We start from the raw sequence: 15409 nt of genomic DNA on the forward strand, positions 1-15409 counted from the left end.
TAATGAAAAAAGCAGATTTACCTTATATACCTGAATGTATCCCAACGACTAATAGAGCATTTGCCAGTAAAGTAGGCTTAATTATACTTAATACCTTTGGTTGGCGAGTTACGGGGGAGTTTCCTCAAGAGCCTAAATTTGTCGCTGCGGTTGCCCCTCATACTTCTAATTGGGACTTTATCATCGCGGTTTCAGCCATGTTAGCGCTTAATTTACGTGTTCGATTTATGGGTAAAAAAGCAATTTTTGTTTGGCCTTTTAAATCATTATTGCAAAACTTGGGAGGTATAGCGATTGATCGTAATACTAAGCATGGCGTGGTAGGGCAGATGGTTGAGCAATTTGAGAACAACGATCAATTAATTCTAGGAATAGCGCCAGAAGGTACCCGTAGTAAAACTAAAGAATGGAAAAGTGGTTTTTTACATATTGCCCATCAAGCGAATGTACCCGTTGTGCCAGTCAGTTTAGATTTTGCCCACAAAGAATTAAAATTTCATCCATCTATTAACGTTGGTGAAGATATAGAGCTTGAGTTATCTTCTATCAAAGAGAAATTTGCCGGAGTCTGTGCAAAAAATCCACAAGCAGTTTAATGGCAGTGGAAAAAAACTAACTAGTACTTGCATCTAGCTACGCCATTAGCGATAATTCGCGCCGTTATTGAACTTTGCAAGAAAGATATACTTCTCTCAATCATTGATTCAACATTATGGTGACCCTTTTGGTCCCCTCGCAATGATACTCTGTGAACTCGGCCAGGTCCGGAAGGAAGCAACCGCAGCAGACGACTCATGTGCCGAGGTGTGGCTATTAGGGTTGCCACCCAATCTTCTTATATCTAAGCATATTTTCAGTTTATTTACTCCACTAAACAATTGCTACGCGTATTAATCTTTCGACCTGCTTACTTACATCTTTACCATAAAGCTATACTCTGGATTACCTAAATATAATTTTTAGCCCCAAAAAGAAATATAGCAACAACCGAACAATTAAAATCCTTATCTACGTTGCTGTTTGCTGTGTGAGGTTAATAGCGATCTTTTATAGCTATTCAAATATTTTCTTCTGCGTGCTGACTTTTAATCTCTAATATCTGTGGCAATACGCTTTTAAAAACAGCAACAATTTTAGGGTCAAAGTGGGTGCCAGCATCTGCTTCAATTACATTGACAGCTTTTTCAACTGGCCAAGCTTCTTTATAAGGTCGGCTAGTGGTTAAGGCATCAAAAACATCCGCTACCATCACTATGCGAGCGTGTATTGAAATTTCTTCACCTTTTAAACCATTTGGATAGCCGCTACCATCCCATTTTTCATGGTGTGTCAGGGCAATGTCTCGCGCCATGTTTAATAAAAATGAATTTTTCTCGGGTTCACCTAAAATCTCTGCGCCGATAATTGGATGTTGGCGCATGATGTTCCACTCATCTTCATCTAACTTACCCGGTTTTAATAGTACTTTGTCAGGGATGCCTATCTTACCTATATCGTGCATTGGCGCAGCATTAAGTAATATGTCGGCTTCTGCTTCAGACATTCCACAAGCTAGAGCAATAACCTTTGAATATTTACTCATTCTGATAACATGTAAACCTGTTTCATTATCCTTGAACTCAGCTGCACGACCTAAACGATGGATGATTTTTAATCGAGTTTGGTTAATGACCTCTGTACGGTCATGCACTAAGTTATCTAGCAGTCTTTTTTCATTATATAATGCTAGGTGAGTACGCACTCTTGCCAGCACAATAGCAGGACTGATGGGCTTGGTAATATAGTCAACAGCACCAATTTCAAAACCTTTACTTTCATCTGACACTTCTCCTTTTGCCGTCACGAAAATTACCGGTATATTCGCAGTGCTAATATTCTCTTTGAGTATGCTGCACACTTGATAGCCATCCATACCAGGCATCATAATATCGAGTAAAATGAGATCGGGAGGGGAGGCTTGAGCTATGGTAAGTGCTTTGTCACCATTAATAGCTACTTTTATTTTATAATCTTCTTTTAATACTCCCCTTAAAACTTCTATGTTTGTTGGGGTGTCATCGACAATTAAAATGACGGGTTTATTTATCTCTTCCATGACTATGCCTTGATTTACCTTCTAACGGTAAAAACTCTAGAAAACTGTTTAAAAATCGTGCTAACCTAATCACGAGTATACTCACGGATTTAACCGGTTGTAAATAAAAAAGGATATTTATTATTTTAGCTCTCGTCATTTATCAAATCAGATTTATCTTAACTATTTTCCTAGTGATTTCATTAATCACTTCTAGCTTTGTTTATTCACAAGAAAGCGTTATTACAAAAAAAAATGTAATTGATTTTACTAACGAAGAGCTAGCTTGGTTGGCTGATAACCCAGCCGTTGAGTTGGGGGTAATTGAATGGCCACCTCTCGATTATTTCTCTAGTGATGGCAAACATCTAGGTATTTCTAGCGACTATTTAGCACTCATATCAGCACGTACAGGGTTAAAATTTAACGTACAAAAAAGGGAATGGTCAGTATTAAATGGCGACTTTCAGCAGGACGAAATTGCTATGTATAGCGGTTTGTACGCTACTGAAGAGCGATTAAAGTTAATGTCTTTTTCTCCATCATATTTTTATGTTTATAATTACTTCTTTATTAGTAATAAGGTGCCTGCTCACCAACTAGCAGATCTCGATGGACTAACCGCGGCAATCCCAATTGGCTATAGTCAAAATGATTATTTACAACACCACTTTCCAAACATTAGTGTTTTGCCTGTTAATACCTTAGATGAGGCGATTGAGGCAGTGATTGCCGGTGAGGCAGAAATCTTATTTGACGCTTATTCATTAGCTAATTTTACTTTGTTGAATAAAGGGATAGGAACAATTTTACCTTTTGAATCAGAACAAGGTTTAGGGGGGAATTCAGTTCACTTTGCGATACAAAAAAACTCACCGCGTTTAAAATCCATCATTGAGAAAGCCCTTAATTCTGTTACGTCACAAGAAAAACAAACTATATACTCTCGTTGGGTAGATAAACTTCCTCAATCAAAAGACGTTAGCGCGGCACAGGGTGCAGAACAACCGACAAGTTTATTGACATCGAGTGAAAAAAAATGGCTAAAGGAACAAGGCACAATCCGCTTTAGTGGCGATCCTGATTGGCTACCTTATGAGGCCTTTGATGAACAAGGGCAATATATTGGCATGGTGTCTGATTTTATTAAGCTTATTGAAGAAAAGCTATCCATCAAGCTAGATATTGTCGTGACAAAATCTTGGGGTGAAACTATTGAGAAAATTCAACATAAGGATATTGATGTCATTTCTGAAACAAGTGACTCAAGCTTAAACAACACACTCACTTTTACTAAGCCTTATTTATCAAGCCCCGTTGTTATTATCACCAATGATGAAATGACGTTTGTAGAAGACTTAGCACAAATAGCAGATCAAAAAATAGCGGTGATAAATAATTATGGCTATGTTGAAAGCTTATTTAAAGCCTATCCTGACATTGAATTTAAACGTGTCGCCAATATTAAAGAAGGTTTAGTGGCTGTCTCTACCGGAAAGATAGATGTATTAATAGCGACGTTAGCACAAGCAAGTTATCACATAGCGGCAATGGGGATAAACAATGTTCAAATCTCGGGTCAAACTGGGCTAGACACACAATTAGCTTTTGGGGTGAGAGAAGAGTTAGCGCCATTAGTGCCAATTATCAATAAAGCATTAGCTGCCATTCATCCATCAGAAAAAAAACACATAATGGCTAAGTGGGGAAGGAATCAATTTGTTGCTCGCAGTGATTATACTCTTATCGCAAAAGTATCTATCGGCTTATTGTTTATTATTGCTTTAGTTATTTTTTGGAACCGAAGAATGGCAAAAGAAATTTCGTTAAGAAAATTAGCGGAACAGAAGAATGAGACCACGCAAAAAAGACTGTCAGAGCAACTCAAGTTTCAGCAGTTGTTAATGGATACAGTGCCAATGCCACTGTTTTATAAAGATGAGCAAACTCGATTCCAAGGTTTTAATAAAGCTTATGAGCAGACTTTTGGTATCGATTCAAAGTCATTGATTGGCTTAAAGGTCACTGATTTAGAATATTTACCGGAAGAAGATCGTCGCTTATACCAAGCTGAAGATAATGATGTTATAGCCAATCAAAAAACTATCAAGAAAGAAATTAAAATCCCCTTTGCCGATGGCAAAGAACATGACACCTTGTATTGGGTAACCGGTTTTAATGACAGCGAAAATAACCCCGCGGGTTTAGTGGGGAATTTTATTGATATTACCAATGAAAAAGAAAATGCCAGACAACTAGAGGTGGCGGTAAAAGCGGCAGATGAAGCTAACCAAGCTAAGGCGGATTTTTTAGCGAACATGTCGCATGAAATAAGAACGCCAATGAATGCGATTATTGGCTTATCAGAGCTTGCCTTACAAACGAGTTTAGATAAAAAGCAGAAAAATTATATTGAAAAAGTTCACAATTCGGCGCTGTCTTTACTTGGGATAATCAATGACATTTTAGATTTCTCAAAAATTGAAGCGGGGAAAATGGATATTGAACAGACCTCATTTCAATTAGGCAGTGTTTTAGATAATTTAGTCAATTTATTGAGCCTAAAAGCTGAGCAAAAAAGTCTCGAGTTTCTCTTTGATATTTCACCAGAAGTACCTACAAACCTTATTGGCGACCCGTTAAGGCTAGGGCAAGTGCTGATAAATTTAGGTAACAATGCGCTAAAATTTACTGAAGAAGGAGAGATTATTGTTATTGCCAGTGTTGAATCAAAAACATCAGATAAAGTAATCATTCGCTTTAGTGTACAAGACTCTGGAATTGGCATGTCACCTGAGCAACAACAAAAGCTGTTTAAATCTTTTTCACAAGCGGATAGCTCTACAAGTCGAAAATACGGTGGTACGGGGTTAGGTTTAACGATATCTAAAAACTTAACAGAGATGATGGGCGGGGAGATTTCTGTCAATTCAACGTTGGGTGAGGGGAGTAGCTTTGAATTTACGGCTGAGTTTGGTTTGCAAACACAAGCCGAGTCACAGCCACTTATCAAAAAAGAGCTACCAAGTGATTTAAAAATCTTGGTGGTTGACGATAATGTATGTGCCCGTGACATTCTTGCTGAAATGGTAAAAAGCCTTCGTTTATCATGTGAGGTTGCAATAAATGGTAAGGAAGCACTCGATAAGGTCATTGATGCACATAAGTTAGAATCACCGTTTGATATCGTCTTAATGGACTGGAAGATGCCTGTTATGGATGGTATTGACAGTGCTGAACAAATTAAAAACACCTTACAAAATGAGGCGCCGAAGATAATCTTAATAACAGGGTTTGGGCGTGAGCAGGTGTTATCTTCACAAAAAGAAGACTTGTTTGAGTGTATATTAACTAAACCCGTCACCTCATCAACATTACTTGACTCTATCTATCAAGCTCAAGGTTTAGCTGTTATCCACTCAAGAGTTGAGAATGAAAACCGTTCATTTATATTGGCTCAAAATAAAATCAAAGGGGCGAACATACTCTTGGTAGAAGATAATGAAATTAACCAAGAATTAGCAGTAGAGTTACTTGAAACTAATGGCATGCAAGTTACCGTTGCTGAAAATGGTCAAGTTGCCCTAGATATATTAAGTGAACATAGTTTTGATGGCATACTTATGGATTGTCAAATGCCTGTTATGGACGGGTATGAAGCCACTGAGATCATTAGAAGCCAATCTAAGTTTCAACAATTACCGATACTTGCCATGACCGCGAATGCCATGGCTGGAGATAAAGAGAAAGTACTTAAAGCGGGTATGAACGATCATATTGCCAAACCGATTAATGTTAAAGTTATGATAGAGACTATGGCTAAATGGATTTGCGTAGCAGATGGGCAAAACATGCCTTTAATTTCGGATAATAGTGCGAGTATTGAAGCAAAACGTGATTTTGCTGGTCTTATTGGTATTGATACTCAAAAAGGCCTGAGTATCACACAAGGCAATGAGAAGTTATTTATTAGACTGCTTGAAAAATTTTATCATAGTCAACAAAACTTCATTTCTCAGTTTAAGCAAAGTTTACTTGATGATGATGAATCCGCCCCTGAAAGGGCTGCTCATACTTTGAAAGGTGTTTCTGGAACGATAGGGGCTGTAGATGTTGAAAAAGCTGCTGGTGATTTAGAGAACGCTTGCCAGAGCGCTACTGATAAGCAGAGTATTACTGAATTAATATCAGCACTAGATAGACAATTAACGCCAGTATTACAGGGATTAGAAAGCTTTGTTAACGCTAAAGAAAACCTTGTGACTGAAGATAATACTGTAGACGTTCAACTGCCAGATGTTGAAAAGTTACAACGTTTACGTGCAATGGTGGTAGATAACGATGCTGATGCAGCTGATATCATTACCGATTTAGTTGAATTAAGTTATCCAAAAGATTATTCAAGCTTATTAACAAAAGTTGATGTATTAATTTCTGAATATGATTTTGACAATGCTCTAACGGCGTTAGATTCATTGCTTGAATTATCGGAGAGTACCACCTAAATAGGGAATTTAGTGTCTTCATGGATTTATTTGAGCAGAAAAATTGATATCATATGAATATGAACATTGTGTGATGAAATTGTGTGATGAAATTTACTATTGGCTTTAGAAATGTAAAAGATGAAGATCTGAAGTTCTTGCTACGACTTAGAAAACAATCGATGACTAGGCATTTATCTGCGGCTAAAATAAATCTGACCGACAAACAGCATCTTGAACGAATTAAAGAGCATTATTATGACTCTCATATTATTTTGCGTGATAGAAAACCTATTGGTTTGGTAAAGTTTGCTGTGGTATCACATAAAGGTACATCGAAGAGCTTACATATCAAACAATTGCAAATTCTGCCTGAATATCAAAGACAAGGAATTGGCAGTAAAGTGCTATCTGTAATTAAAAAGAAAGCGTTACAGTTACAATTACCTATAACGCTTAATGTGTTACTCAAAAACCCTGCAAGAGGGCTTTACTTGCGTCATGGCTTTCAAATTGAGGGCAAGAATAAAATCGAATTTAAAATGCGTTGCCCTTTAGAAGTGATTGCCGCGTAACATCACATAGCCAAAGACTTAATAGATAAGCCCACCCTTTTTAACTAAATTTGTATCAATACGTGTAGGAGTCACTTTACCGGCAACTAATGGCTGCGTTGCAATGGCTAAAGCATTAATGACTTTATGTAAAGAAGGTAGATTTAGTGAGGCTAAATCATCAGTGACTTTATGATAATGCTCATCTTTATCTAATTGGGTGCTGCTAAAGCTATGTGCAGGAACACCAAGCCTTGCTAAGGTAGCATTGTCAGAACGGTAGAAAAGCTGCTGCTCAGGATAAGGGTCCTTATGTATTTTCATACCGCTATCAGATAACGCCGCATTTAACTGCTCACCCAAATCAGAGCGATCCATACCTGTCATCCACATAGTACCAGCACCAAATTTAGCCGGTTTTCCTATCATTTCTATGTTTATCATGGCGGTAATAGTATTAGGAACAAGCTGTTTGGAGAAGTAACGAGAGCCAAAACCACCAATTTCTTCAGCGCTAAAGGCTGCAAACATCAAACTTCTATTTGGTTTCCCTTGCTCAGCATAGTATTGAGCTAAGTTTATCACTGCTGTGGTGCCTGAAGCATTATCGTCTGCGCCATTAAATATTGCATCAGTGCCGTCATCATTACTCATAGCTCCAAGATGATCATAGTGAGCACTATAAAGTACTATTTCATCAGCTTTTTCTGCGCCAGGTAACATAGCCACAACATTGGTTAATTCAACATTACTAATGGTATTACTCGCATTAATAGATAAGCTATCAAGCTGCTCAGCTGTTGTGGTAGTCAAAGCAATAACTATTGTACCGCCCGTATGGGAATTGGTTTCATTAGCAAGTTTTGTTAAGCCTTGCGCGAAGTAATACTGGTACCGAGAGAATATGCCCTGATGTGATGGATGTAAAAGCACAAGGTGTTGTCCTCCCTGAGTATTCAATTGACCTAATATAGCTCGAAAATTATCCTGCTCATTAACTGTCGTGATCTTAGTTTTAAAGTTATCTTTATTGTCGTTGGAAAAATCCCATGTGACGTTTTCCTCAGTACTGGCTACGGCTAATTGGCTAACAGGTATTTTTTGATCATTAATGTTTACTTCAAGCTTATTAGGTAAAAAACGAGTCACCTTATATTTTTGGTAATAACTGTCATTTCCTGTCATAGGCATTAAACCGATTTCTTTAAATCGTTTGGCGATATATTTGGCTGCCTGTTGAATGTCAGGCGAAAAATTTCCGCGACCGTTTAATTTATCACTAGCTAAATAACTAATATCTTTAGTTACCTGCTTTAAAGATATTGTCGGCGTATCGGTATGAGCAGCACTAGCCATACTAAAACAGGCTGTAAGAAAAAGTGTGATCAGTTGCTTATTTTTATTAGTAAACATATTTTTCCTTGTTGTTTAAAGAGAGGGTTTTAATTTTTTTGTTTCTATTAATAAGGATTGGTCATCAAAACTTAACCATGATTGACCGTCTTGAATACTGCATTGAAACTCCATATTTCTGTTAAGCAACTTTACTAGAGCGTCAGTTGTATCAGTATCGAATTGTTCTATCACTAGTTTCTCATATTTACTCAAAGTAGATTGAGATTGTGACCACCAAGTATCAACACTGCTGCCGTAACAATACAACTTTACTTGTTCAGCCTTATTACTGGCTTTTTTGAGTCGTTTTTCATCCAATTGTCCAAGCTCAATCCATAAAGCAATTTCGTCACTATAATTGATTTGCCAGATTGCCGCTTCATCTTCGTCACTTACTCCTTTACCAAACTGTAAATCTTGATGAGCATTTAACACAAAGGCAATTATTCGCACCATCAGGCGCTGCTCTGTCTCAGAAGGGTGTCGTGCTATGGTTAGTTGTAAAGTGTCGTAGTAATTACGATCCATGTCAGCTAGTTCAATGTTTGCTTTATAAATAGTTGCTTTAAGAGCCATTAAGAAAATGTCGTGTTGATAAAAGTTAATGATGCTTGATGATATCAGTAAGCTGTGGGGTAAGTACTGTATTTTTACAATGAATAGCTAGGATAATAAGTATTAATGAAGTAAATAATGAAACTAGTGATATGCTGATAGCAATTAAATGCATATACTATTCTGTGAGATTATGATGACGATTCAATCTTTTATACCACCGCAAAGAACCTTGATGGGACCGGGACCTTCTGATGTTAGTCCTCGAGTGTTATCTGCCTTAGCTAGACCAACGGTTGGGCACCTAGATCCAACCTTCATCGGTATGATGGATGAAGTGAAATCATTATTACAATATGCATTTCAAACAACAAATACTTACACCATGGCTATTTCAGCACCTGGCTCAGCGGGGATGGAAGCTTGCTTTGTAAACCTGATAAGTCCTCAAGATACTGTCGTTGTATGCCGAAATGGCGTATTTGGTGCCCGGATGATTGAAAACGTGCAGCGTATCGGCGCGAAAGTTGTGGTGGTTGATGGTACGTGGGGAAGAGCCGTTGACCCACAGGCGTTAGAAGATACTTTACAGAAAACGCCACAGGCTAAGTTTGTTGCTTTTGTGCATGCTGAGACTTCAACGGGGGCTTTATCAGATGCTAAAACCTTATGTGAGATTGCCCGTAAGCATGATTGTTTAACAATTGTTGATGCGGTTACCTCTCTTGGCGGCGTTGAGTTAAAGGTTGATGACTGGGGCATAGATGCGGTTTATTCTGGTAGTCAAAAATGCTTGTCTTGTGTACCTGGACTTTCTCCGGTGAGTTTTAGCGAGCAAGCTGCACAAGTGATTAAAAATAGAGACACTAGTGTGCAAAGTTGGTTTTTAGATCAATCTCTAGTAATGGAATATTGGTCAGGTCAAGGTAAACGTAGTTATCACCATACGGCGCCAGTTAATTCATTGTATGCCTTACATGAATCACTCGTTATTCTACAAAATGAAGGTTTAGAACAAAGTTGGGCTCGCCATCGTGAGCAGCATAATAATCTTGCGGCAGGTTTTGCAGATTTAGGCTTAGAGTTTATCGTGCCAAAGCAAGAGCGTTTACCGCAACTTAATGCCGTTTACATTCCTAAAGGTATTGATGATGCTCAAGTACGCCAAACTTTGCTAGCTGATTACAATTTAGAAATAGGCGCGGGGTTAGGTCAGTTTGCCGGCTCGGCATGGCGTATTGGTTTGATGGGCTATGCAGCACGTAATGAGAATGTAGCCTTATGCTTAGCAGCTTTAAAATCGGCGTTAACGAAATAAATTAACTTAACGCCTGAGTATTTATTGGTGATGTTACCAAGTACCGGTATTTTCCATGCTAAGCCATGGTTCTTGTGGGGCTAGGGCATCGCCTTTTTGTAATAATTCAATAGAAACATTATCTGGGGATTTTACAAACGCCATATAGCCACAACGTGGAGGGCGATTAATAATTACTCCATTGTCCTGCAAGTGTTGACAAGTTTTATAAATATTATCTACTTCTAGTGCGATATGACCAAAATTACGACCGCTTTGATATAGTTCCTCGCTTCCCCAGTTATGTGTTAACTCTATTTCTGCCTCTCCTAATGCAGCAGCTAAAAATATCAGGGTAAACTTACCTTCTGGAACATCATGGCGCCTAACTTCAATTAAGCCTAACTTATTAATATAAAAATCTAGTGACTCTTCAACGTTGCTGACGCGTATCATGGTATGTAAAAACTTCATTGGTTTTCCTTTAGTCATCATCTATTTTGAGGTTTTAATGGTTGGTAGTTTACTGGTTTTACTTGAGTTTGGCTTCTTAAATTGTGCGTTGAGCTGAAGTAATAGGTACTTTCTTTTTGGTTACACTCGAACCGCCGAGAATACTTTATTTCTACCTGAATATTTAGCTTCATAGAGTGCTTTGTCGGAGCGAGTATACATTTCATGAAATTCAGTGTCACCCTCATTAAAGGTTGCTACACCTAAACTTATTTTAGGCTCTATTGCACCAAGCCATTCGCCACTGACACTTTGAGAATCAATATGAGATCTAATTTTTTCCGCAATTAATTGAGCCGCTTTCAAGTCGGTATTCGGTAATAATATCGTAAACTCTTCACCTCCTACTCGAGCGAGTATATCTTCCTGTCTTAATAAACTTCGTGCTTGTAAGCTAACAAATTTGATTATGATGTCACCAACTGGGTGTCCGTATTTATCATTTATTCTTTTAAATAGATCGATATCTAGCATGATGATTGACAATGGTTTGTTATGTCGAGCAGATTCGGAGAATGTTCTTCGGGCTAAATCAAAGAAGAAACGGCGATTAAATAACCCTGTTAAATGATCTGTTGTCGCTTGTACTTCTAACTCTTCTTTTAATGAATTTATTTCAGAGATATCGGTTGATATTCCCATTATGCCAATCACTTCATGGTTTTGATTGAAAATGGGCTTTTTAACTGACAGGTATACTTTTTTCTCACCTGTTGATTTGAGTATGTTTACTTCTTTCTTTTTAATCGATTGGCCAAGATTAAGTACTTTATCGTCGTTTTCCGTAATATCAGTAGAGGTTTCTATATCAAATAATTCATCATCTCCTCTACCAATAATGGTATCAAAGCGATCTTTAAATAACGCTTCTGTTAGTTGGTTAGCATAAATGTATATTTTATTGATATCTTTAACAAAAACATAGGCACCAATATCATCTAAAACCAATCGACAAAGCTTTAAATCAGCTTCTAAGCTATCACCTTTAACAATGATCATAATAGACTCCATTCTCTTAATTATTCATTGAGTGTGCTGTCTATTTTATCGACAATCCTTATGTTAATACAGCTTATTTTCTGTTTTAATTATAGCGTTAACTTCAAGTACCTTATTGCGAGCCTTTATTTTAATGAAAACTCCTAGAACGCTACTTCAGGATGTTTTACTCAGGGTAAAATAGCTTGAGATTAACCTCGAAATCTTAAAGAAATATGAGCTGTTCTATTAGTAGAAGGTTTATACTAATTTCCCCTTCACATATATCTTAAAAGCACCTACAATGACCACGATTTTTATTCGAGTTATATATGCTTAAACCATTGTCAAAATTGCTAATTATGATAACACTTCTGGTTGCCTTTATAGGGCAAACAGTGACTTATCATTTTATGACGTCATATCACGAGAGCAAAGAGCTCCAGACAAGCATACAGCAGCAAGCTTTGATGAATGATAATAATAGCGCCAACTTATCAGAAAATAGTGATGATTGTTGTGAAGTTGAATGTTGTGAAGGCGAATGCATTTGCCCTGTAAATACATGCGCTTCTATTGCGTATTTAAATAACAGCCTTCCTCTGTCACAGTTAGCGGTTTTAGGTGAGTCTTTGCTGTCATTAGCAACAAAAAATACGCACTTTATCGCCACATCTCTTTATCGGCCGCCAATTTTTACCTCCTAGATTACTTACACTCATACCCTAGACAACACTAAAATTTATTCATTAATTGTGAAAGTTTCACAATTTTTAGCATTATTTGAGGTAAAAAATGCTTAATCAATATTCAAAAATAGCACTTGTGGTGCTGTTCGTTCCTTCAATATCTTACGCTAGTGAAGATGAACACCATGACGACCATCATGAGCATGGCGAAAGTAAAATTGAAAAAATCCAAGTAACCGCATCTCGACTTGGCCGAATTGTGACAGAGTCTGCAACTCGTACAGAGATAATTAACGGCGAAGAAATTCAAGAAAAAGCCTTAATGAGGCCAGGCAACATTTCTATGCTGGTTGCAGAAACTGGCGGAGTGCGTGTTCAAAATACTTCACCAGCTTTAGGCAGTGCCAATATTCGATTGCAAAGTATGTATGGTCGTTATACACAATTACTGAGTGATGGTTTACCGCTATACGGTGGTCAAACCGCATCGATTGGCTTATTACAAATACCTCCAACTGATCTTGCTAATGTTGAAATCATAAAAGGTTCGGCATCATCACTTTATGGTGGCTCAGCACTTGGTGGGGTAATTAACTTGATTTCTCGAACCCCATCAAATGAAGTTGAAGGGGAAGTGTTATTGAATGCGACATCGAAAAATGGGCAAGATATCACTACATATTTTTCCTCGCCGATAAATGACGCGACTAGCGCGTCGGTAACTGCTGGCTTACACAATCAAGAGCAACAAGATTTAGATAGTGATGGTTGGATTGATATGGCAGAGTATCAACGTGCAACCATTCGCCCGCGAGTTTATTGGGAAAGCGAAAGTGGTGCCAATCTATATCTAACTTTTGGCGCTATGATGGAAGAGCGACTAGGTGGTACAGTTGAAGGAGCAACTGTACCAGATGGTAACCCATTTGAACAAAGCCAAGATTCGCTAAGACTTGACAGTGGTTTGATTTTTGATCAACCACTAGGAGATGTGCTTAACCTTAATGTACGTGGCTCGGCTATGCGCCAAGAGCACGACCATGTAAATGGCTTGGTAGAAGAAAATGACATTCATGAAAGTTACTTACTTGAATCTAGTGTGTCGGGATATAGTGACACCACCGCTTGGCTTGTTGGTATTGCCTACCAATCAGATCGTTTTGACTCAAATGATTATTCCGAGTTTAACTACAATTACCAAGTGCCGGGATTATTCTCGCAAATTGATTATGACGCAAGTGATGATATTTCACTGTCACTTAGTGCCCGTGCTGATTGGCACAGTGAATATGGCACGCAAGTAAGTCCGCGAATTTCTATGTTATATAGCCCAGAAAATTGGACTGTACGTGGCTCTTATGGTCAGGGTTTTTTTGCTCCAACTCCCTTTATTGAAGACATTGAAGACGCCGGGTTATCACGTCTAACACCGCTTGAAAACCTTGAAGAAGAGCAGGCTACTACTGCAGCAATTGATATTAGTTATCTCGTTGACAGTGTTGAAACGAGCCTGACCTTGTTTGCATCTGATGTTGATAATGTTACCGAGCTTGAGGTGATCCCTTCATATGATATTAACTCCGATAAACAAGTACGCATTGTAAATGCCTCAGGTAAAAGCGAAATTCGTGGTGCTGAATTACTGCTTCGCTATCGTTGGCATGACATTAAATTAACGGGGAGTTATTTGTACACTGATGCCAGTAAACAAAGTCAGTCAGGCATTGGCCGAGAGCCTTTAACACTTACACCAAAGCACTCTGCAGGTGCGGTGATTATGTGGGAAGAGCATGGTAGTCATCTAGTTGGCTTTGAAGCCTACTACACAGGTACACAGCATCTAGAAGGTAACCCGTATCGTGACAAAAGTGATGCATATTGGCATTTAGGGTTACTTGGTCAAATTACTGTTGGCAGAGTGAGTTATTTTTTAAATGCAGAGAATTTACTTAATGTACGCCAAACCAAAGATGAGTCGTTATTGCTACCAGAACAAGCTCCAAGCGGCCGTTGGACTACGGATATCTGGTCACGTAATGATGGCTTTACTGTTAATGCAGGTATTCGTGTTCAATTTGGCCACTAAAGTTTTTGAAATTACAAAATAGGTATTTGGGAGGTAAGTTAAATTACCTCCTTATATGTTTTTTATCATGTTGTACGAGTGTTTTTACTCTGTTTTTTCCTTAAAATCACATAAATCTTCGATAATACATGAGCCGCATTTGGGCTTTCTTGCAGTACAGGTATAACGGCCATGAAGAATAAACCAATGATGTAAATTGAACATGAATTCTGTTTTATTTGGAGTATTCTTTATTATTGCTTGCTCAGTTTGTTCAACCGTTTTACCTTTTGCATAACCTGTGCGGTTTGCAAGTCGCTGGATATGAGTATCTACCGCAAGGAAGTATTTACCTCCATTATCTTTTAGCTGGCCAAAGGCGGTATTCAGAACAACATTGGCCGTTTTCCTACCAACACCAGGCAAGGCTTCTAGCGCCGCTCTATCTTCGGGGACTTCACCGCCGTGTAAATCAACCAACATTTGGCAGGTTTTCAGGGTGTTTTTGGCTTTAGTATTAAAAAGGCCTATGGTTTTGACATATGAGATCAACCCCTCTAAGCCTAGGTCTAAAATAGCTTGTGGGGTATTGGCGACAGGATAAAGCTTTGCTGTTGCTTTATTCACACCTACATCGGTAGCTTGAGCTGAAAGAAGAACAGCAATAAGTAGCTCAAACGGGGATGAAAAGTTTAATTCTGTTGTTGGGTTAGGGTTATCATCATGTAACCTAGTCAACATCTCTACACGTTTTTCTTTATTCATTATTATTGTTCACTATTTCTTAGGTAAAGCTTACCCATTC

The 15409-nt window shown here is 38.2% G+C and carries 12 protein-coding genes and 1 other RNA gene; 7 read left to right on the forward strand and 6 right to left on the reverse strand.

Translation table 11 applies throughout. The features are described 5' to 3' along the window. Window positions 1-2 precede the first annotated feature (2 nt). Window positions 3-596 (forward strand): lysophospholipid acyltransferase family protein, encoded by a 594-nt coding sequence (locus AC27IF_RS11055; protein WP_487054386.1) that lies wholly within the window; start codon window positions 3-5, stop codon window positions 594-596. A gap of 126 nt (window positions 597-722) precedes the next feature. Next, window positions 723-819, forward strand: an RNA gene (gene ffs / locus AC27IF_RS11060) — signal recognition particle sRNA small type. 238 nt (window positions 820-1057) lie between these two features. On the opposite strand, the gene AC27IF_RS11065 is transcribed toward ffs, so the two are convergent. Continuing rightward, window positions 1058-2086 carry an HD domain-containing phosphohydrolase gene (locus AC27IF_RS11065; RefSeq protein ID WP_487054474.1) on the reverse strand — a complete coding sequence of 343 codons (1029 nt, stop codon included), beginning with the start codon at window positions 2084-2086 and terminating at the stop codon, window positions 1058-1060. A 182-nt stretch (window positions 2087-2268) separates the two neighbouring features. On the opposite strand from AC27IF_RS11065, the gene AC27IF_RS11070 reads away from it, so the two are divergent. Together AC27IF_RS11070 and AC27IF_RS11075 are read left to right on the forward strand one after the other, a co-directional pair. Next, a complete protein-coding gene (locus AC27IF_RS11070) occupies window positions 2269-6579 on the forward strand; it encodes a response regulator (protein ID WP_487054387.1) in 4311 nt (1436 codons plus the stop codon). A gap of 86 nt (window positions 6580-6665) precedes the next feature. Next, window positions 6666-7133 (forward strand): GNAT family N-acetyltransferase, encoded by a 468-nt coding sequence (locus tag AC27IF_RS11075; protein WP_487054475.1) that lies wholly within the window; start codon window positions 6666-6668, stop codon window positions 7131-7133. A gap of 18 nt (window positions 7134-7151) precedes the next feature. Here the strand turns inward: AC27IF_RS11075 and AC27IF_RS11080 are convergent, their stop codons facing one another. Continuing rightward, a complete protein-coding gene (locus tag AC27IF_RS11080) occupies window positions 7152-8525 on the reverse strand; it encodes a M28 family peptidase (RefSeq protein WP_487054388.1) in 1374 nt (457 codons plus the stop codon). A 15-nt stretch (window positions 8526-8540) separates the two neighbouring features. Next, window positions 8541-9083: a YaeQ family protein gene (locus tag AC27IF_RS11085; RefSeq protein ID WP_487054389.1), complete on the reverse strand. Its 543-nt coding sequence runs from the start codon at window positions 9081-9083 to the stop codon at window positions 8541-8543. Window positions 9084-9258: 175 nt separating this feature from the next. On the opposite strand from AC27IF_RS11085, the gene AC27IF_RS11090 reads away from it, so the two are divergent. Then, complete coding sequence (locus AC27IF_RS11090; RefSeq protein WP_487054476.1) at window positions 9259-10380, forward strand: pyridoxal-phosphate-dependent aminotransferase family protein; 1122 nt, start codon at window positions 9259-9261, stop codon at window positions 10378-10380. A gap of 33 nt (window positions 10381-10413) precedes the next feature. Here the strand turns inward: AC27IF_RS11090 and AC27IF_RS11095 are convergent, their stop codons facing one another. Together AC27IF_RS11095 and AC27IF_RS11100 are read right to left on the reverse strand one after the other, a co-directional pair. Continuing rightward, window positions 10414-10833: a VOC family protein gene (locus AC27IF_RS11095; protein ID WP_487054390.1), complete on the reverse strand. Its 420-nt coding sequence runs from the start codon at window positions 10831-10833 to the stop codon at window positions 10414-10416. 120 nt (window positions 10834-10953) lie between these two features. Then, window positions 10954-11871, reverse strand: coding sequence for a sensor domain-containing diguanylate cyclase (locus AC27IF_RS11100; protein WP_487054391.1), 918 nt, complete (start codon window positions 11869-11871; stop codon window positions 10954-10956). 341 nt (window positions 11872-12212) lie between these two features. Between AC27IF_RS11100 and AC27IF_RS11105 the strand changes: the two genes are divergently transcribed. Together AC27IF_RS11105 and AC27IF_RS11110 are read left to right on the forward strand one after the other, a co-directional pair. Further along, complete coding sequence (locus AC27IF_RS11105) at window positions 12213-12557, forward strand: hypothetical protein (RefSeq protein ID WP_487054392.1); 345 nt, start codon at window positions 12213-12215, stop codon at window positions 12555-12557. Between the two features lie 88 nt (window positions 12558-12645). Further along, on the forward strand, window positions 12646-14625 hold the full coding sequence (locus tag AC27IF_RS11110) for a TonB-dependent receptor plug domain-containing protein (RefSeq protein ID WP_487054393.1): 1980 nt from the start codon (window positions 12646-12648) through the stop codon (window positions 14623-14625). 84 nt (window positions 14626-14709) lie between these two features. Here AC27IF_RS11110 and nth read toward each other — a convergent pair whose 3' ends face one another. Further along, window positions 14710-15369, reverse strand: a complete 660-nt coding sequence (nth, locus tag AC27IF_RS11115; RefSeq protein WP_487054394.1) for an endonuclease III — start codon at window positions 15367-15369, stop codon at window positions 14710-14712. Window positions 15370-15409 lie beyond the last annotated feature (40 nt).

The sequence above is a fragment of the Colwellia sp. KS18-150 genome, from assembly GCF_057551365.1.